The 20543-nt window shown below is 38.3% G+C and carries 16 protein-coding genes (1 of these 16 cut by a window edge); 4 read left to right on the forward strand and 12 right to left on the reverse strand.

Translation table 11 applies throughout. From position 1 onward, the window contains the following. From ACFX4W_RS02930 to ACFX4W_RS02940, 3 genes are all read right to left on the reverse strand, one after another. Positions 1–1212, reverse strand: the 5' portion of a protein-coding gene (locus tag ACFX4W_RS02930; RefSeq protein WP_043981728.1) for a fatty acid--CoA ligase family protein. The gene continues 321 nt to the left of window position 1, outside the view; the window shows 1212 of its 1533 coding nt (coding positions 1–1212); the start codon lies at positions 1210–1212; its stop codon lies off the left edge, out of view. A 169-nt stretch (positions 1213–1381) separates the two neighbouring features. Continuing rightward, the gene (gene lplA / locus ACFX4W_RS02935; RefSeq protein WP_043981727.1) at positions 1382–2371 is read right to left on the reverse strand and encodes a lipoate--protein ligase; all 990 of its coding nucleotides are present in this window, start codon (positions 2369–2371) and stop codon (positions 1382–1384) included. 15 nt (positions 2372–2386) lie between these two features. Next, positions 2387–3118, reverse strand: a complete 732-nt coding sequence (locus ACFX4W_RS02940; protein WP_043981726.1) for an MBL fold metallo-hydrolase — start codon at positions 3116–3118, stop codon at positions 2387–2389. Positions 3119–3346: 228 nt separating this feature from the next. On the opposite strand from ACFX4W_RS02940, the gene yhfH reads away from it, so the two are divergent. Continuing rightward, positions 3347–3478, forward strand: coding sequence for a protein YhfH (gene yhfH, locus ACFX4W_RS02945; RefSeq protein WP_080781675.1), 132 nt, complete (start codon positions 3347–3349; stop codon positions 3476–3478). A 38-nt stretch (positions 3479–3516) separates the two neighbouring features. Here yhfH and ACFX4W_RS02950 read toward each other — a convergent pair whose 3' ends face one another. From ACFX4W_RS02950 to ACFX4W_RS02960, 3 genes are all read right to left on the reverse strand, one after another. Further along, entirely contained in the window at positions 3517–5100 is a 1584-nt protein-coding gene (locus ACFX4W_RS02950; RefSeq protein ID WP_377559230.1) for a response regulator, read from the reverse strand. Then, positions 5078–6898, reverse strand: a complete 1821-nt coding sequence (locus ACFX4W_RS02955) for a cache domain-containing sensor histidine kinase (protein WP_043981724.1) — start codon at positions 6896–6898, stop codon at positions 5078–5080. Before ACFX4W_RS02955 ends, ACFX4W_RS02950 begins: the two co-directional genes overlap by 23 nt. A 149-nt stretch (positions 6899–7047) precedes the next feature. Then, positions 7048–8337: an ABC transporter substrate-binding protein gene (locus ACFX4W_RS02960; RefSeq protein WP_043981723.1), complete on the reverse strand. Its 1290-nt coding sequence runs from the start codon at positions 8335–8337 to the stop codon at positions 7048–7050. 280 nt (positions 8338–8617) lie between these two features. On the opposite strand from ACFX4W_RS02960, the gene ACFX4W_RS02965 reads away from it, so the two are divergent. Beyond that, positions 8618–10789, forward strand: coding sequence for a peptidoglycan D,D-transpeptidase FtsI family protein (locus ACFX4W_RS02965; protein WP_043981722.1), 2172 nt, complete (start codon positions 8618–8620; stop codon positions 10787–10789). A gap of 52 nt (positions 10790–10841) precedes the next feature. On the opposite strand, the gene ACFX4W_RS02970 is transcribed toward ACFX4W_RS02965, so the two are convergent. From ACFX4W_RS02970 to ACFX4W_RS02990, 5 genes are all read right to left on the reverse strand, one after another. Further along, positions 10842–11411: a TetR/AcrR family transcriptional regulator gene (locus ACFX4W_RS02970; protein WP_013081690.1), complete on the reverse strand. Its 570-nt coding sequence runs from the start codon at positions 11409–11411 to the stop codon at positions 10842–10844. Between the two features lie 162 nt (positions 11412–11573). After that, on the reverse strand, positions 11574–12995 hold the full coding sequence (hemY, locus tag ACFX4W_RS02975; protein ID WP_013055331.1) for a protoporphyrinogen oxidase: 1422 nt from the start codon (positions 12993–12995) through the stop codon (positions 11574–11576). A 137-nt stretch (positions 12996–13132) separates the two neighbouring features. Beyond that, the gene (gene hemH, locus ACFX4W_RS02980) at positions 13133–14065 is read right to left on the reverse strand and encodes a ferrochelatase (RefSeq protein ID WP_043981721.1); all 933 of its coding nucleotides are present in this window, start codon (positions 14063–14065) and stop codon (positions 13133–13135) included. A 97-nt stretch (positions 14066–14162) separates the two neighbouring features. Further along, entirely contained in the window at positions 14163–15206 is a 1044-nt protein-coding gene (hemE, locus tag ACFX4W_RS02985) for a uroporphyrinogen decarboxylase (RefSeq protein WP_013055329.1), read from the reverse strand. Positions 15207–15402: 196 nt separating this feature from the next. Next, the gene (locus ACFX4W_RS02990; RefSeq protein ID WP_043981720.1) at positions 15403–17532 is read right to left on the reverse strand and encodes a transglycosylase domain-containing protein; all 2130 of its coding nucleotides are present in this window, start codon (positions 17530–17532) and stop codon (positions 15403–15405) included. A gap of 185 nt (positions 17533–17717) precedes the next feature. Here ACFX4W_RS02990 and ACFX4W_RS02995 point away from each other — a divergent pair, with 185 nt between their 5' ends. Beyond that, positions 17718–18224 (forward strand): antibiotic biosynthesis monooxygenase family protein, encoded by a 507-nt coding sequence (locus ACFX4W_RS02995; RefSeq protein WP_013055327.1) that lies wholly within the window; start codon positions 17718–17720, stop codon positions 18222–18224. 83 nt (positions 18225–18307) lie between these two features. Then, positions 18308–19696 (forward strand): hypothetical protein, encoded by a 1389-nt coding sequence (locus ACFX4W_RS03000; RefSeq protein ID WP_043981719.1) that lies wholly within the window; start codon positions 18308–18310, stop codon positions 19694–19696. A 47-nt stretch (positions 19697–19743) separates the two neighbouring features. Here ACFX4W_RS03000 and ACFX4W_RS03005 read toward each other — a convergent pair whose 3' ends face one another. Then, entirely contained in the window at positions 19744–20409 is a 666-nt protein-coding gene (locus ACFX4W_RS03005; protein ID WP_043981718.1) for a phosphatase PAP2 family protein, read from the reverse strand. Positions 20410–20543 lie beyond the last annotated feature (134 nt).

The following is a 20543-nucleotide window of genomic DNA, read 5'->3' on the forward strand; positions in this document are numbered from 1 at the left end:
AACGATATAAAAATAACCTTCCTTATCCATTCTTGCTAAGTCACCTGTATACAGCCAACCATCTCGGAGAGCATATTCCGTGTCTTCTGGAAGCTTGTAATACCCTTTCATCACGTTAGGGCCTTTGACGATAAGTTCGCCAACTTGTCCTACTTCTACTTCTTCTCCTAGTTCGTTCACCACTTTATTTTCAACATTCATAATAGATGTGCCTATAGAACCGGCTTTTCTCTCTCGGTCAATCGGATTGAAACACGTCACAGGAGAAGCCTCAGATAATCCATACCCTTCTGCTACCATTACCCCAAACTTACGTTCAAAATTGGTTAGAAGTGCCACCGGCATTGATGCCCCGCCTGATATACAAAGCCTTACCGTGTGAAAGTGCTCTTTTTTCCCTTTGTCATGCTGAAGTAAGAAATTATACATTGTGGGAACGCCGGCAAAAATAGTCGCTTGTCGATTTTGAATTAATTCAAATATAGAAGATGGACTGAATTTTGGTTCAATTAATATCGTTCCTCCATTCATTAAAGGCGCATTCAATGAAACAGTTAAACAAAATACGTGAAACATCGGCAAAGCAGCTACGACTCGGTCATTCCCATTTATACTTAAATAATCTGCTACGTCTTGAGCATTTGAATAAATATTCTTATGTGTAAGCATAGCTCCTTTTGGTTTTCCAGTCGTTCCTGACGTATACAGAATGATAGCCACATCTTCTTCTTTTAACTCCAGAAAATCATATGTAGCTTCTCCTCTGTTTATAACTTGCGAAAACGTGTGAAAATAAGAAGGTATATTTTCCACTGTATCTGTCGTTTCACATAAGATAACATGTTCCAAAAATGGAGTGTGTCCAATGATTTTCTTTAAAATAGGGAGAAGTAAATCAACCGCAATAACTGCTTTTACATCTCCATCCTGAAGCATGTAGCTAATTTCATCCGCTGTGTAAATAGGATTAATAGGTATAACAGTAGCTCCTACTCGAAGAGCACCGTACAATCCAATCACAAAATGAGGCGAGTTGCCGACAATCAAAGCGATATGATCTCCTTTTTTTACACCTAATTGCTTCAGACCATCAGCAAACTTAGATACCGATGCATCAAGATTTGCATAAGATGTTTCCTGGTCCATAAAAACATATGCCGATTTTTGTGGAAATTGCTCAGCTGTTTTATGAAGCTGTGCTGACAAATTCATCTCATAACTTCCTCCTTTTAATAATGAATGAATGAACAACCATTCATTATTAAGTCATAATAATGTAAAAATTCTTACTTCTTCTATTCTATTATAATGTTACTGCTGTTCCATTGACAAGACTCATCTGTTTAAAAAGAAAAAAAGCCTGATGTAGCAGACTTTTTTCTTAATAGATTAATTCAACAAACTCTTCTTTTGTAATATTACCAAAATAATGTGGAATATCGATGTCTTCTAAGGCTTGTTCAATAGAAGCTTTTTCATAACGAACACCTGTTAATTTTTCCTGTACTTCCTCGACATCTCCCACTCCAAAGAAATCTCCGTAAATGGTGCAAGCATCGATTTTTCCTTTATTCACTTCTAAACGAACGTCGATTTGTCCCACAGGAAAGCGGTGAGAGTGCTGTAAGTTAAATTTAGGTGATTTTCCATAGTTCCAATCCCATGACTGATAGCGCTCTTTAGAAATTTGATGAATCGTTTCCCAATCTTTTTCCGTTAGTTTATATTCTGTTATATTTTCTTCTCCGTCAAAGATATATCGAAGCAGCATTTCTCTAAACTCTTCCACCGTTACTTTCTGTTCTAAAAATTCGCTGATATTTGCTACTCTATTTCGAATAGACTTAATGCCTTTGGATTCAATTTTATCTTTTTTTACTTTTAACGCTGATACGACGTTTTCAATCTCTGAATCAAAAAGAAGAGTTCCATGGCTGAACATTCTCCCTTTCGTTGAAAACTGAGCATTTCCAGAAATTTTCCGTCCTTCAGCCATTAAATCATTTCGTCCGCTTAGCTCGGCATTAACTCCTAATTTCTTTAACGCTTCCACGACCGGCTCGGTAAACTTTTTAAAATTATGAAAGCTATTTCCATCGTCTTTCGTAATAAAGCTGAAGTTTAAATTTCCTTTATCATGATAAACGGCCCCGCCTCCAGACAGACGTCTCACTACATGAATTTGCTGATCTTCAACATATTTTGTATTAATCTCCTCAATGGTGTTCTGGTTTTTCCCAATAATAATAGAAGGTTCATTAATATAAAACAGCAGATATGTCTCATTAATGTCTAGATGCTTGAGCGCATACTCTTCAATTGCTAAGTTAATTCGGGGATCATAGTTTTTTTGATTATCAATAAATAACATTCATTTTCCTCCTTGTTATTCCCATACATATCCTGATTCAGCTAACGTAAGCGTACCTCTATAATGAGCAGCAGCTTCCTCTACTAGCTGTTGATGTTCTCCATAGTGCGGAAGGTGAGTAAGCATGAGGTGTTTGACACTTGCTTTTGAAGCAAGTGTACCGGCTTCTGTACTTGTCATGTGTCCAGCGCCTCTTTCATCTTGGTTAGCATAAAAATTACATTCACAAATGAGAAGATCTGCTTCGTCTGAGAAGGAAATAAACTCTTCTAAATAGCTAGAGTCCGCTGTGTACACGACAGTTTGATTGCCGGCGCTTATTCTCATGGCATAACAAACGACTGGATGCTTCGTTTTCATAAATTCGATGGTAAAAGGCCCAACTTCAAGTTTTTGACTCGGATCATACTCTACCCCTTTAGTAATTCCTTTATGAGTAAGTTTGTTGAAGCTTTCCTGATCATATGTATGTCCATAAATAGAAAGTTCCTTAACAGCGTTTCCTAGATGAGTCTGAATGAGGCGTGCATATTGAAATACTCCGACATCAGCCACGTGATCATGATGATAATGAGATAAAATCATAGCATCTATTTCTTCTGGCTTTGCATATTTTTGCAGCTGAGCCAATGCACCGCTTCCACAATCAACAAGCAGCTGAAACCCATCGTGCTCCACTAAATAGCTAGAAGTAGCTTCTGAAACCGCAGGATATCCTCCCCAAAAACCAATAACAGTTACTTTCATTTCAATCACCCTTTCGTACTATTTTTATTACGTTCAGTATACCCTACTTTTTTTTGAAAACTAACTGAAAGGCACTCGTTTCGGTGATTTTATCGAAATAACTCATTGTTATATAACAAATAACCACTTAGAATAGCAAAATAGGCTAAATTGTTATAAAACATAATTGACATTTTATCATCTGTTATAATACAATGTTAGTAACAAAAACAACGGAGGGGATTTAAAATGTTAGAAAAAATGACTGAATTTTTCAAAAGATTACCCAATAAAAAGTGCGTAGAATGCGGAAACGACATTGAGGAACAGCATGAATGCTACGGAAACAAATGTGATCACTGTCTAGATGTCATGAAATAAAAAAAGCTGAAACTGTTTTATAACAGTTTCAGCTTTTTTTATACGGTCAAACTGCGATACTCGTTTGGCGTAATGCCTTCTACTTTTTTAAACACTTTTCGAAAGTATTTATCATCATGATATCCAATCATATTCGCAATTTCATAGATTTTTAGTTCTTCATTTAGTAAAAGTGATTTGGCTTTATTCATTCTGACTTTCACCATATAATCTGAAATGTTTTCTTGAAATTCTTGCTTAAACTTCCTCGAAATGTATTCACGGCTTAGATAGAAACGTTCCGATATTTCTTGAAGCTTCACATCTCGATGAAAATTTTGCTGCAAATATTGTTCGATTTCATAAATAACGTCGCGATTGTTTTTCTTGCTATACCTTTTTACTACTTTTAAAAAGCGCTTTACTTCACGCTTCTTTCTCTCTACATACTTTGCTAGCTGAAACTGCCCATCTTGGTTATAGAAAAAAGAAAGAACATATTCAGGACCGTTATTTATCGTATAAGGAATGTGATATCTTTTTAACCAATGCTGGCTTAACAGCTGATATTCCTGCTCAAAATGCAGAATTTGCTTTAATGAGAGATAATTTTGTGCTTCAAAAGCTGTGATAATTTCGTTGAATACCGGCAAAAAGGCTTCAAACTTCCCGACTTGCAGCGCTTCTTCAATTTTACTATTATAATCCATCATATTTATTAATAAAGCACTTGCTAAAACGTCTTGCTCGCCGTAGACCTTCACTTTATTTTGATCAAGAACATTGCTTAATAAAAGCGAGTTTTTCGCATCTTCATAGGATTTCATTAGCTGATCAATAGAAGAAACTTTGCACCCTCTTGCAATCCGACAGCTCACGTCTAGCGTACGGCGAATGGCTGTATGTAAAGTCGTCAGTAAAGAGGTTATGCGTTCAAAATCATTCCAAAATATAATAATAATTTCCCACTTATTTGATAAATAACGGAAGGCTACCCCATTTTCTTCTGCCATCAGCATTTCATTGATTACATTTAAAATTGAAAAATAGGCTAAATCCCGGTCACCGCCAAAAGAACGAATGATGGATTCATCTACACGTACAATCCCCACTTCATACTCTCTAGTCAGATGGAAACCAAACTCTTCATAGATTGATTGATTTAGCAAATAATTGTTCATTAACTGCGTCAGTTTTCGATCTCGATAAATCGGCTTCATTTCATTGATTAAACGATAGCTGCTATTATGGACTTTTCTGGACTCTTCTTCTTTCTTCCATTGGATTACAGCTCGTATAAGCGTATCGTTTAAAATCGAAGGATCCACTGGTTTTAGAATATAATCCGTACTTCCAAAATGAATAGCTTTACGCATATAGTGGTAGTCATCATACCCTGTTACCACAATCGTTTTGCTAGAAGGCGAATTCTCTTTAATCCACTCCAACAAAGCAATTCCATCGATATTAGGCATCTTCATATCAGTAAAAATGATTTCCGGTCCGTGATCCTCGATAAGCGCAATCGCTTGCTCACCGCTATCAGCTTCTATCACATCTGTAATTTCATGCTCTTCCCACTGTCCAAGCAGCTTTATTCCTTCTCTTACATGCTCTTCATCATCCACGATTAATACTTTCATCACTATCCCTCTTTTCTTCAATTGTTGTTAGCTTTATGACAACGGTAAAATCGTGATTTTCTTGACTGCTAATTTGCATTGAAGCATGATCTCCATAGTAGATGCGAAGTCGTTCATAAATGTTTTGCAACCCAATATGCTCATCTGTTTGATTATACGATTGCTGAAGTCTCGTTTTTAATTGATTCAACTCTTGTTGCCCTATCCCTTTTCCGTTATCAGAAACCGTTAGAATCAGTTCTTCACCGTTCAAATCCGCTGAAATCAGCAGCTTTCCGCTTCCTGTACGGGTTTCGAATCCATGCTTAAAAGAATTCTCAACAAGAGGCTGCAAAATCATTTTCGGTATTCGCATAAGCTCTGCTTCTTTTTCGATATTTAACTCATACTCAAACTTTGAACCAAACCGCTGCTTTTGCAGACTTAAGAAAGCTTTTACGTGATCGACTTCTTGCTTTAAGCTAACGATATCCTCTTTCATATTCATGCTGTAACGCATAATGTGCGAAAGTGAGGTTAATAAAGAATATACTTCAACTGCTTTATGCTTAAGAGCAAGAGTTCCAATCGATTGAAATGCGTTGTATAAAAAATGCGGATTAATTTGTGACTGCAGTACTTTTAGCTGCGTTGATTTATTTTCTAATTCCAATCGAAATTTACGTTCAATCAAGTCATTAATTGTTTCTACCATAGAGGTAAAATGCCTTCCTAAAACACCAAATTCATCGTTTCCAAGCGACTTAAACCGCACCTCAAATGATCCTTTTTCCACTTCTTTCATATTGCGAATCAATACGTTAATCGGCTGTGTAAAACGTACTGATATAAAAAGCGTAGCGATAACGAGCATACACAAAAATGGCAGCCCAATTAATACATTCATAAGTGCTGTCTTTCTTGCATCCTCATATAAAACACTGTAAGGAATTCGTTTCACAATGTACAAGTCCTCAAAGGGCTGTTTAAGCTTTTCATACATTAATACGCCTGAGAAGCTTTTATCTTCCCATTCCATGCTATGGTCTTTTTGAGAAGTGAGCGCCTTCACCCACGCGTAGTTTTCATTTTTTCCAATAACCTTTGAATTAGAGGAATACAAAACCTTCCCTTTATTGTTCATTAAATAAAAATCTTCTGACTCTTCATTATATAGACGCTGCGATATAGATTGAATTTGTGTCATATTAATGTCTAAAGATAGATAAGCTAACAACTTGTCTGATGGAATCTCATCAATCCGCTGATGAAAGCTAATAACTTGATTCGGCAGTGAATCAATTAACGTTGATAAATTATTGTAGCTATAAATTTCATGGGTAGGCTCAATCACAAGAAATTTATGATTTTTATTTAAATAAGAATAGTAAGGCTGAGTGTAAATATCATCGTACTTTCCTCTGCTGCTCACTTTCGAATTATAAGCTGTATACGAGTCATGCCCGTTTTCAATGTAAAGATGGAGCTGTTCAATCTCTGGACGAGTATTATATAAATAAAGAAGAGTCCGTGATATTTCCAGTTGATTGGCTCCTAAGTCACTTGATACACCTTCATCTAACACCTTAATAAATGGGTGGTAGCCGTACAGCCTTTTTGTAATATTAGCAATTTCATTTAAGTAATCGCTCAAATCATTGCTTCCGTTTTTAATAACTTGATAGTTGGTAGAAATAAATCGGTTCTTAACCGTTTCTTTTGTGTATTGATACGTAAAAATCGTTGAAATTAAAAATGGAATAACCGTTGCGAATAAGAAAAACAAAATTAATTTCTTGCGTATGCTCCAGCCTTTCACAAATAACCTCCTTTGACTAATGTCATACATTATGACTATTATTATACATTAAAAGCGCTTTCAATTAACTATTATTTTTTCATAACTATGAATCTAACCAGCTATTTTTTTACACCAAAAAGTCCGCGTTTTCCACGCGGACTTCTTGTTTATTTTTTCATTTTTGCCCAAATTGTATCTAATTTCTTCATAAATTCTTCTTCTGTCATTTGCTTGCCTGCGTAAGACTGCATTGCTGCGCCGACTTCTTGAACCGTTCCTTCCGGATACTTAAACCAGTTCCAAGATAATGTTTTACCTTCTTCAGAGTATTTTAAGATATCATCAGATAAAGAATCGATTCCTTTTCCATCGATGTTTTTGAACGCTGGAATGAACTTGAACTTTTCAACTAAGAATTTTTGACCCTTTTTAGAAGAAACCATCCAATTTAAGAATTCCTTCGCTGCTTTTTTATCTGCATCTGGCGCATTTTTGTTTACTACCCAGTTATTTGGAACTCCGATTGCTAATTTATCATTTTTCTTTGCATCGTTGCTGATTGGCATTGGAATAAAGCCCATTTTCATGTCCGGATTAATTTTCGTAATCATATTTACCGTCCAGTTACCTTGTTGCATCATTGCTGTTTCACCAGAAGCAAATTGAGTAACTTGTGTATTGTAGTCTGTCGTTAGTGGATTTTTATTTCCATACTTTAACGTTAAATCGAACAGATTCATAAATTGCTTAAACGTTTCATTGCCTTCAAATTTTGCTTTTCCTTCGTTTAGACCTTTAATAAACGCATCTGGATCGTCTTGCTGTGCCATTGGAATATTAAATAAGTGGTTACCTAGCACCCACCACTCGCCGTATCCATTAGAAAATGGCGTAATGCCTTTTGCTTTAAGCTTCTTAGAAGCTGCTTCTAATTCTGACAGCGTTTTAGGTAATTCTTTAACGCCTGCTTTTTCAAATAAATCTTTATTATAAATAAAACCATAACCTTCTAAGTTTAGCGGCTGACCATAAATTTTCCCGTCCATTGTCATCGGTTCTTTGGCGATATCATACAGATTATCTACCCACGGCTGATCAGATAAATCTTCCAATTTATCCTTCCACGTTTGCGCTTCTTGGAACCCTCCATTGTTAAAGATATCAGGTTCATTTCCAGAGGCAAACTGTGCTTTTAATGCTGCACCATAGTCCGCGCCTCCGCCGACTGTTTGGATGTTAAACTTTACGTTTGGATGTTCTTTTGTATATTCATCCGTTAATTCTTTCAGCTGATCTGCAATTTCCACTTTGAACTGGAACATATCAATAACAACTTGATCACCTGAGCCTGTTGATTTACTTGCTTTTGAATCCGTACCTGAGTTTGAACATGCTGTCGCAAATAAAAGTGATGTTGCTAACACGCCAGACATTATTGAAAGCCTTTTCATTTTCATTCGTTTTGCCCCCCTTGATATCTATCTCTCTTTATTTTACCGATTCTAGGACATTTGAACAGGTAACAATATTGAACAACCGAGTGGAAAATATTGAACAACCCCTTCAGCACCCTTCGACAGGTCTCTCTTCTTCCGCAAAAATTTCTATAAATTTTTTGTCTGTTTTATTCCACCTAATAACATTTATAGACAAAATTATGTTAATATGTAGAGTGATAGATTCATAAGAAAATTTATGAATTTTTTTAACTTGTATAAACAAAGTGAAGGGGTTTACATGAAAACTAAAAAGCGCAAAAAAACACATGTCTCATTTCGAATTAACTGGCTGTTTATTGTGGTTTTCCTGCTTTTTTCTGCACTCATTTTACGATTAGGCTTCGTACAGATCGTGTACGGAGAGAACTATAAACGAGAAGTTGAAAAAACAGAAGATGAAACGGTAGATTCACCGGTTCCTCGCGGAAAGATGCTAGACCGCTATGACCGCGTTATCGTGGATAATAAACCGTTGAACGCTGTCACGTACACGCGTTTGAAAGGCGTCACTCAAGAAGACAAGCTAAAAGTAGCTAAAAAGCTTGCCACTCTTATTGATGTTCCTGTTACAACAGACGTGTTTGGCAAATCGGCTAAAAAGAAAGATAAAAATACGATTAAGCTAACAGAACGCGACTTAAAAGATTACTGGATTGCAACTCATCCAAAAGCAGCAGCGAAAAAAATTACCGCAGCGGATAAGCAAAAAGTAAAAGAAGGTCAACTTTCTGAAGATGATTTATATCCTCTTCAGCTAAAGCGCATCACAAAAAACGAACTTCTATCGGTGAAAGATGACCTTGAAGTGATTGCTATTAAAAGCAAGATGGAAGGCGGCTACGCGTTAACCGCGCAAATTATTAAAAGCGGATTAACCGATAAAGAGCTTGCCGTCATTAGTGAGCAGCTGGGTGACTTACCAGGCGTCGATACGACAACTTACTGGGACCGTATGTATACATACGACGGCTTACTTAGCACGCTGCTTGGTAAAATCACATCAGCAGATGAAGGATTGCCAAGCGAAAACTTACAGTACTATTTATCACACGGCTACAGCCGTAATGACCGAGTAGGAAAAAGTTATTTAGAAAAGCAGTACGAAGACGTTCTTCGCGGTCAAAAAGCCCGCGTGCAAAACGTAACAGACCGCTCTGGCAACCTAGTGAGCCAAGAGACCGTTACTGAAGGTCAGCGCGGCAGTGACTTAATTTTAACAATTGATATGGAGCTTCAAAAGCAAGTCGAAGATATTTTAACAAAAGCTGTGACATCCGGTGCTGCTGGTTCACGATTAATGGACCGAGCGTTTGCCATTATGATGGACCCTCATACAGGAGACATTTTAGCAATGGGCGGAAAACAGCTCGTTACAGATAAAAAGACCGGAGCACGAAAAGTACAAGATTTTGCTCTTGGTAACATGACCACTTCTTATGAAGTAGGTTCGGCTGTAAAAGGAGCTACTGTTCTTGCAGGTCTTGACTCAGGCGCTATTCAGCCCGGAACGGTGTTTTATGATGCACCGATGACATTTGCTGGGGGCACTAAGAAAAAGTCTTCACATAATATGGGAGCTACCGGAATCCAAAAAGCGCTAGAACAATCATCAAACGTGTTCATGTACCGTACGGTTATGAGCATGGCTGGTGAAACGTACCGCCCTGGCGGCAGACTGAACATTCCACCGTCTATCTTTAATAAGCTGCGCTCATACTATAGCCAGTTTGGTCTTGGAATTTCAACGGGCATCGAATTAGAAAACGAATCAACGGGTATTCGCAATACTGTAACAAATGAACCAGGTAAAGCGCTAGATTTTGGTATTGGACAGTATGATACGTACACACCGCTTCAGCTTGTTCAATACATTTCAACGATTGCAAACGGCGGCTATCGTATGAAACCCCATCTAGTAAAAGAAATTCGTGAGCCTGAGCTTGATAGTGAACTAAAAGGAAGCGTACAAAGCTCGTTTGAGCCGGAAGTATTAAACCGTATTACAATGAGTCAATCGGAAATTGACATTGTTAAGGAAGGCTTCCGCCGCGTAGTCACAAGCTCACATGGTACAGGGCGTTTACTTAATTTAGGGAAATATCGTCAGTATAACATTGCTGGTAAATCCGGGACAGCTGAAACCTTTAACAAAGGTGTAAGCGTACGTAACTCTACATTCGTTTCATACGCGCCTTATGATAATCCGGAAGTAGCAGTAGCGGTTGTTATTCCTTCTGCTTATGTAGCAGGTACATCTAACACGTTAAGTAAAACTATTACAGGTGATTCTATTAAAGCTTACTTTGACCTTAAAAAAGAAGGCGAAAAAGAAGTAGAGCAAAAAGAAGAAGATGCAAAAACAGGAAATACAGAATTAAACGGCGTAAAAAAAGATGATAATGAACAATAAAAAAGGTCTCGTCATGAGACCTTTTTTGTTTTTTCTATGAAAAAAGCCCATCTCACTGAGACAGACCGCGTAAAAAGTATAGTTCAATTAATTCAGCAATTTTTTCTTCTGAAAGCGGCTCATGCCGTTTTTCCCAATCATAGACGAGTGCAATGTACATTTTAAATAGTAAAAAAGCTGTGAGCTCCGGGTTGCACGGTTTGATTTCTTTTTTAGAAATCGCAATTTCGATTTTGTTTTTTATATAAGTCAAAATCTCTTCTTCTACTCGTACCAGCACTTCTTGCACTGCTGTAGTGCCTAACTGCTGTTCCTGTACCAGCTTCAGCATGAGCTGATGCTCAGTGCGGAATTCTAAGATTCGAAAAATGGCTGCTTGGGCATTTTCAAAAAAAGGACGGTTGCTATCAATGACAGTTTCAGCTGCATCTGTCATTTCTCGAATCATTCGTGTCACAATTTCATCGAATAACTCTTCTTTGTTTTTAAAAAAAGTATAAATCGTTCCTTTTCCGACATTTGCAAGCTTCGCCACTTGCTCCATAGTCGTTGCTTTATATCCAAACAGCGCAAATGATTTTGACGCTGCATCAACAACTGATTGCTTTCGGTCTATCGCCACGTTATCCCCTTCTTTCTGACCAAATGAATATTTCAGTCAACAAGTACGGTTTTACTATAGCATAAGTTTCTTTTGCTTTTCAACCACAATCTCTTCTCTTAGTATAACCTTTCTCTACAGGTAGTAGACAAAAAAGCGGAGCATTGATTCACCGCTCCACTTCTACAGTTGCTGCACATATTTAACCGCTTTTTTAGCCACATCTTCTCCTTGCTCTACACATTCTGGTATACCCAGACCTTCGTATGAGCTTCCCGCTACATAAAGACCGGCCAGCTCTTTTTCAAGCTGTTCGTTCATCGTATCTAGCATATCGTGATGTCCGACCGTATACTGAGGCATTGACTGCTTCCATCTCGTTACCGCGTAAAATTCAGGCTCAGCAGAAATGGTAATGAGCTTCTTCAAATCCTCCAGGACAATTTTGAAAATTTCATCGTCAGGCTGATCCACCACAGCTTCATCCCCGGTTCGTCCAACTAAACATCTCAGCAGCACTTTTCCTTCCGGAACCGCATGCGGCCACTTTTTATTTAGCCATGTGCACGCCGTAATCGTGTAATCGCTATTTCTTGAAACGGCGATGTTCATTGCATCTAGATTGTCTTGCAGCGCTTCTTGTGCAAAGGCTATCACAACAGTAGCTACTGAAGTGGAAGGCATATGCTTCAACGGTTCGAATATTTTATATTCCGAAAGCATAGACTGAGCAGCTGCATGAGGAGAAGTTACAATAACGCTGTCTGCTTTTATGACTTTCCCGCTATTTAACGATAATTCATATGTGGTATCTTCTTTATAAATTTTCTCTACTTTTATTCCTTTTGTAATAATATCAGGATCTATTGCTTTTTCTACCCCATCTACTAGCGATTGAAGACCTTCTTTTAATGTTAAAAAGACACTATTTTTTTTAAACTCCGAATCATCACCGTGCTGTGGGTGAATTTCTTTTAGCTTTTTCATTCCAACAATTAAGCTTCTGTACTTATGTTCAGCATGCAGAAACTGTGGAAATGTTGATCGTAAACTCAAGCGATCAACGTCTCCTGCGTAAATTCCTGATAATAGAGGCTCAATTAAATTTTCAACAACTTCATCACCAAACCGTCTTCTAAAAAATACGCCTAGCGAACGGTCATCCTGATTTTTTGTCTTCGGTATGAAAAAATCAGCTGCTGCGCGCAGCTTGCCAACAGGTGAAAATAACCCTGTTGTGATAAAAGGAGATAACTTGGTTGGTATCCCCATTACAGCACCATCAGGCAGCGCATGCGGTGTATCTTTTACTAGAATATAGGATTTTCCTTTTTCATTTCCGACTAGCTCCCTGCCTAACCCTACTTCTTTTGCCAGTTTTGTAGCAGCTAGCTTACGCGCTAAAAATGAATCAGGACCTTTTTCAAATAAATACCCGTCTCGTTTGACCGTTTGAATTTTTCCACCAAGCCGATGCGTCGCTTCTATTAGTTGAAGATCAATTGGCAGCTGATGATCCTTTATTTTTTTTTGCAAATAATAGGCAGCTGAAAGACCTGTTATTCCTCCACCGATGATGACAACCTTTTTTCGTCTATCCGTCATGTTATCATCGCCTTTTCTGTAAAATTCAATATAAAGAGAAGCGATTATGGAAATCCATAGCTCGCTTCTTACTTTTCTCTATATTGATTATAAGTTACTTTTCATCCCTGTTCAACGTACAAAGAATCTATATTGACTTAGCGGGCAATCTGTTTTAAAACAACTGTAGCTAACCCATCGATAAATTCAGGCTGTGCATTTGGCATTTCAGGGCGGTAATAATCAGCCCCAATTTCATCTGTCACAACTTTGCATTCATAGTCGTTATCATAAAGTACTTCTAAGTGGTCTGCGATAAATCCAACCGGAGTATACACGAACGATGTATAGCCTTTTTCTTCATGCAATTCTCTTGTTAAATCTTGAACATCCGGACCTATCCATGGTTCAGGCGTATTTCCAGCACTTTGCCAGCCAATTTCGTAATGTTCAATACCAGCTGCTTGTGCAATTAAATCCGCTGTTTCTTGAAGCTGATTTGGATATGGATCTCCTGCTGCAATAATTTTTTCCGGCAAGCTATGTGCAGATACAATCAACACGGCTTTTTGGCGTTTCTCTTCGTCCATTAAATCAAACGTTTGTTTAACACGTGTAGCCCAGTACTGAATGAACTTTGGCTCACTGTACCAGCTTTCTACTGAATGAATGATTGGTCCTCCTAATTTTTCAGCCGTTTCTTTGGCGCGCCCATTATAGGATTTTACGCTAAACGTTGAAAAGTGAGGTGCAAGCACAATGCTGACCGCTTCTTTAATTCCGTCTTTATGCATGGCTTCTACTGCATCTTCAACAAACGGTTCAATATGCTTTAAGCCAAGATACGCTTTAAATTCAATTTCATCCTGCACTTCATTCAAGCGCTTTTCCAGACTTTCCATTTGCTGTTGCGTAATTTTGGCAAGAGGTGAAATGCCCCCGATTGCTTCGTAGCGGTTTTGTAAATCTTCTAAGGCTTCTGATGAAGGTTTACGTCCGCGGCGGATATGTGTATAGTAACGTTCAATATCTTCTTCTTTATATGGCGTTCCATATGCCATTACAAGTAATCCCATTACTTTTTTACTCATGTGTTCGACACCTCTTTATTAGATTCAATACTTGTCTTCATTTTGCCATGAATAAAAAGAAAAATTCAAAGTTTAGCGCTCCAAATTATTTGACAATTTATTGTCTATTTGCAGAATATTCATGAATAAAGGTTGTTAAACGCTTTAACGTTTCCGGCTGAACCTGTGGAAAAACGCCGTGCCCCAAGTTAAAGATGTAACCAGGACTGGCCATCCCTTTATCTAATATTTCTGTTACACGTTCTTCAATAACTTCCCATGGAGCTAACAAAATAGCAGGATCTAAGTTTCCTTGCAGTGTTTTTGTTAAGCCTAATGCACGTGCTTCATCCAGCTGTGTTCTCCAATCTAATCCCACTACATCCAGCGGCAGATCATGCCATTCTTTTGCCAAATGACTTGCCCCTACTCCAAACATAATGAGCGGTACATTTTTTTCACGTAAAGAGGTGAAAATTCGCTCCATAACAGGTTTTATAAAGTAACGATAATCCGCTACATTTAAAGCACCCACCCATGAATCAAAGATTTGAATGGCTTTTGCCCCAGCGTCAATTTGCGCTTTTACATATGTAATCGTCATATCTGCTAACTTATCCATTAGTGCAAACCATGCTTTAGGTTCGGTATACATAAATGCTTTTGTTTTATTGTAATTTTTTGAAGGTCCTCCTTCAATCATATAGCTTGCCACTGTAAAAGGAGCACCTGCAAAGCCAATTAGAGGTACGTTTAACTGTTCTGTTGTTAACAGCTTAATCGTATCTAATACATACGGAACATCTTCTTCCGGCGTAATTTCTCCTAGTTTTTCTACATCGCTTAAAGATTGAATTGGATTAGAAATTACGGGACCAATTCCTGACTTGATTTCAACATCCACTCCAATTGAAGGAAGCGGTGACATTATATCTTTATATAAAATAGCTGCATCCACTCCGTACTGTTCAACGGGCAGACGTGTTACGTATGCTCCAAGCTCTGGCTGATGAGTGATTTCAAATAAAGAGTACTTCTCTTTTAGCTTTCGGTATTCCGGCTGTGAACGCCCTGCTTGGCGCATATACCAAACCGGAACATGATCCGTTTTTTCCCCTCTACAGGCTTTTAAAAAAGTATCGTTAAACGTTCCTTGACTCATAATTTCCACCTTTCTCGATTGTCTTCCATCCGTATTTTCTTCGATTAGACAGACAATAATCAGCAAAGGAACATACCGGTTCCTCTACTGATTAAAGTTTCACGTTATATTCTCTACTTGTCACTATACCCATTTCTTTACGACTTGTATAGCCACCTGTTAAAAATGTCAAAAATTCGCCCTACTCTTCCTTTTTTTATTGAAAAAGAGCAGGTGTTACTTCGTTGGATTTTTTTCCTTTTTGTTTTGTTTGGGAATTGTAAGGAACTACATAATAAGTAGGACTGTCGAGCAGATTCACACGCTCTTTTTCAAATGCTCCTTTTCCCTTCACTTTGCCAATTACTTCGGCTTTATCTCCTTTTTTCTCATAAACATAATAAACAGCTCTTTTATCAGGTGAAGGTGTCCAGGATAAATTTACCGTTAACAAACCAAATGGATGGAATGTTAATTCTTGTTTTAAGTCTTTAACTTCCTCTAAGCGTATTGGTTTTGGCAAATCTTTAACGCCTGCTGGCTTTTGAAATGCAGCTTCGTCGTAACCAGCTCTTGTGAGAATGTCTTTAAATAATAGCGTCGGATAAGAACTTCCTTTTGTTAAATAATGCTGGTCATTTGTAGAATCATATCCCATCCACACGCTTCCTACAACATCTGGCGTATACCCAACGAACCAAGCATCCCTTGTAGCTCCTTTAACATTCGTATACGAAGTAGACCCTGTTTTTCCTGCTAACTCTCCTTTAAACTCTCCATTTTTTGCCGTTCCTTCTTTAACAACTCCTTGAAGCATTTTTGTCATATACCAAGCCGTCTGTTTTGAAAATGCTTTGTGAGTGTCGGGAACAGCTTTTGCAATCATTTTTCCGTCTTGATCTTTTATTTCTTGAATAAAGTACGGTTGGATGTTTTCTCCGTTTTCAGCAAATGCACGGTACGCTCCTGCTAATTGAAGCGGTGTAATTCCTTCCTTTAATCCTCCAAGAGCAATCGCAAGCCCTTTATCTTCTAAAGGAATTCCTAGCTTTGTGAGATACTGCTTACTTGTTTCAACTCCTAGCTGATTCAACGTCCAGACGGCAGCTGCGTTTTTAGAATCTTTTAGGGCATCGTACATCGTTACCTTTTTAGCATATTGACCGTCTACATTTTTAGGTGTGTATCCCCCGTAGCTTCTAAGCTTGTCTTGCAGCAAGGAATAAGGCTTGAATTGACCTTCTTCTAACGCAGGGCCATATACCGCAATAGGTTTCATCGTAGAACCTGGCTGTCTTTTGACATTTACGCGATTGAGCGACTTTTGTACATAATCTCGTCCTCCCATAACAGATAAAACTCCTCCGCTTTTGTTATCGACTAATACAAAAGCACCTTGGGCACTTTTATCTGTACCTGGAAAATAACGATTTTCTTTCATCAGCTCGTAGGCGGCTTCTTGTACTTTTGTACTCATAGGTACTTTGACCGTATAACCGCCGCGCAGAAGCTCATTGCTCGAAATACTGTATTTCTTCTCTGCTTCTTGAATAACCATATCGATATAGGTTAGATACGCTGGGTTTTTAGCCTGTTCCTTTACGTTCAACCCCAGCGTTCTTCCTTGCAAACGGACATTTTTTTCAGCTGATAAATAACCTGCTTTTTGCATGGCATTTAACACAACATTTCTACGTTCTATACTTTTTTCCGGATGTAAAATAGGAGAATAAGAATTCGGTGCTTTTGGCAGTGCAGCGAGCAGTGCACCTTCTTCTACCGTTAATTCGGAGACATCTTTATTGAAGTAAAGCTTGGATGCAGCTTGGATTCCATAGGCTCCGTGTCCAAAGTATATTTGGTTCAAATACATTTCAAGCAGTTTTTGCTTACTGTAACGCTGCTCCAAGTTAATGGCCACCACTACTTCTTTTGTTTTTCTAAGCAACGTTTTATCATTAGATAAAAATACATTTTTAGCCAACTGCTGTGTTAAAGTACTTCCTCCTTCAACACTTCCTCCAGCCAATATATCTCGGTATAATGCTCGACCAATAGATTTAAAATCGATTCCGTGGTGTTCATAAAAACGAACGTCTTCAATTGAAATAAATGCTTGTTGCACATGCTTTGGAATCTTATCAATTGAAACCAAGTCCCGATTTTTCACATAGAGCTTTGTTAATTCGTCTCCATTTTCGTCCACTAACCTCGTAGCCGAGTCCATGACGATCTTTTTCTCATCAATTACATAGTTTCCAAGAAACAAGATGATAATATATCCAATCAATCCTAATAGAAAAATTCCAACTAAGGCAGCAATTGCGTATAAGCCTTTTTTGTACATCGTGCCACCCCTTTTCTTTCGCTGAACTTTTGATAATATGGAAAACAACTTCATCAATGTTTTACTTTACCATCTTCATTAGAAGTTCACAATTTTTGAATTTTTGTGTGTAAAATTTTATAATTTTAGTATGATTTACAATTGTAAATTGTATGCAATTCCCAATTAGAAAGGAAGTATAATCCATGAAGATCTTTATTACTTACGGAACAGGCCCTTACCTTCAGAAGTTGATCGACGAACATCCGAGTGAACGTTTGCTACTGCTTCACAAAGATGACGATCAATTTGCACTAGTTCACGAAACAGATGGAGATACAATTTTTAAAGAAGGACATGCTTATGAGGTATTAGATGCTTCTGGAGATCTTGCAGATAGCGGATTTGCTGTACTAAATAATATTTCAGTTACAGATGAAGGCCGTCCTTTGTTTGAACAGCGATTTAGCCAACGAGCTCGTTTAATTGAAAATGAAGCAGGCTTCTCAGCTATTCGTGTGCTTCGTCCACTGCAAAATGACACATACATTATCTTTACAGGATGGAAAGATGAAAGTTCATTTAGCGATTGGCAGTCTTCAAAAGCCTATAATGAAGCACACAAAAAACGCGGTACGTCAGAAGGCGTGGATCAGCAGCCATCGATTTTCTCTCGCCCTTCTTATGTGACCTCATACCACGTAGTTAAATAAGTAAACATCCTCCTAGTAGGCGAGTATCACAATAGGCACAAACGTCATATTGTATACTATATCACCTATTGGGAGGAATTTTTATGGGCATAGAGCTTGGAGCTCTTCATTGGATGTATGTCCTTTTTATCGCTTTCATTATCGGCTTTATGATTATGCGGCGAGATACGAGTATCCTTTGTATACTCGGGATTTTTTTACTTTCCTTAACGGCTACCTCTTCGTTAAGCCACTCCGTCAGCGCTGTTTTTTCCAGCTTCATTTATGCCATTACAGAACTGCTTCCTACCATTTTAATTATTTCAATTATTGTATCCATGAGTAAAGTCTTAATGGCTACAGGAATAAATGAATCGATGATTTCACCTTTTGCTCGCCTCATTAAAACGCCTGCTCTTGCCTATTGGGTTATTGGATTAGTTATGATGACCATCTCCTATTTTTTCTGGCCTTCTCCAGCCGTTGCTTTACTTGGAGCCGTGCTTTTACCAGTGGCCATCCGCGTAGGGCTTCCAGCTATAGGCGTAGCCGTAGCGATGAATTTGTTCGGCCACGGCGTTGCGCTTTCAGGAGACTTTGTTATTCAAGCTGCTCCTAAGATAACTGCTGACGCAGCAGGTCTTCCAGTTCACGAGGTGGTTCAAGCAAGTGTCCCTCTGGTCATTGTGATGGGAGTTGTTACGACACTCTCTGCTTTTTACTTTTTAAAACAAGATATGAAGCACAATAGAATTCACGCTCAACCGACAATGTTAACAAGCAGTTCTTCTGTCCAATCCACACCTCTTTCTTCTTCAGTACGCCGGGCTTTAGCCATTATAGTTCCCCTTTTCTTTGCTATAGACGTATGGGCAATGTTCGCCCTTCATTTACAGGGAGGAGATGCAACTGCTCTCGTTGGTGGCACAGCCTTATTTATTTTAGTGGTGGTTTCACTTATTGCTCACAAAGGAAAAGGTCTCGAACAAACAACTTCCTACTTGATTGAAGGCTTGCAGTTTGGTTTTAAAGTATTCGGTCCCGTTATTCCCATTGCAGCTTTTTTCTATTTAGGAGATGCTGGATTCACAACAATCATCGGTGACTTTCTTCCGAAAGGGTCACATGGACTTGTAAATGACCTAGGCGTTGCGCTTGCTTCCACTGTGCCGTTAACCGCACAGGTCGCCACTGTAACGATAACTGCTCTAGGAGCTATTACCGGATTAGACGGTTCAGGCTTTTCAGGCATTTCACTTGTAGGCTCTGTCTCTCATTTATTTGCATCTGCTTTAGGATCGGGCGCTGCCACCCTAACTGCTTTAGGGCAAATTGCTGCGATTTGGGTTGGGGGAGGCACATTGATTCCATGGGCATTGATTCCAGCTGCTGCGATTTGCGGAGTCAGTCCGTTTGAACTCGCCAGACGTAATTTAAAACCTGTAGCGATTGGATTAGTCGTTACAACAATTGTCGCGATGTTCTTAGTTTAAACAAAAGCCCCCTTCTTTTTATGAAGGGGGCCATATGTATATATTTTTTACATGCCTTTTGGAAACTCTTTTTCCGCTGAAGGCTTTACATACGCATAAACAAGCGTATAGAAGAAAATGCCTACAATAAGCCACATAAGCCCTAAGCTGTAGCCAGCTAAGACATCTGTTAAAAAATGTTCTCTTAATAGAATACGGCTCACACCTATTAATAAAACAATTAAAGTAATTGCAAGCTGATACCGCTTGGCTACCTTTTGACTGTTCATATGCTTTGTGAGAAAAAAGATAATCAGACCATAAATAAGAATTCCCATCATCGCATGGCCGCTTGGAAAACTGTAGCCTTGGATGCCTCCAAGAGGACGCCCTCGTTCTACCGCATCCTTAACTGCTTTATTAATAATATCACCGCTTAAAATAAATAAAAATGCCGATATCATACCGATATAGTCCTTTTTAAAAAATAAAAAAACGAGAAGTACAGCTAAAAGAACCATAATCATCACTTTTGAAGCTAAAAAAGACAAGCCATGAAAAACAGATGACGCTGACTGAAGAACAGTGCTGTCATCTATAGCTGAAACAAGCCAGTGGTCTCCTTGAAAAGAATCTGTCGACACAACAAACAACACTCCTAAAAAAACGAGACCTGCCCCCCCAAACACCCACATCAATTTTTTGTACAGGGATACAGTTTGTGAATCTACCATATCGTTACCTCCTATTATCTCATGAGAAAATTGGCAAAAAACTCATTCTTTATCCCTATTCCTCATCTTATGTATCTATTATGTATATAAAATATTTCATGATTCAATTACTTTTTTCAATAACAACGCTTACA

The sequence above is a fragment of the Priestia sp. YIM B13489 genome (assembly GCF_042787645.1).
Classification (GTDB): Bacteria; Bacillota; Bacilli; order Bacillales; family Bacillaceae_H; genus Priestia; species Priestia megaterium.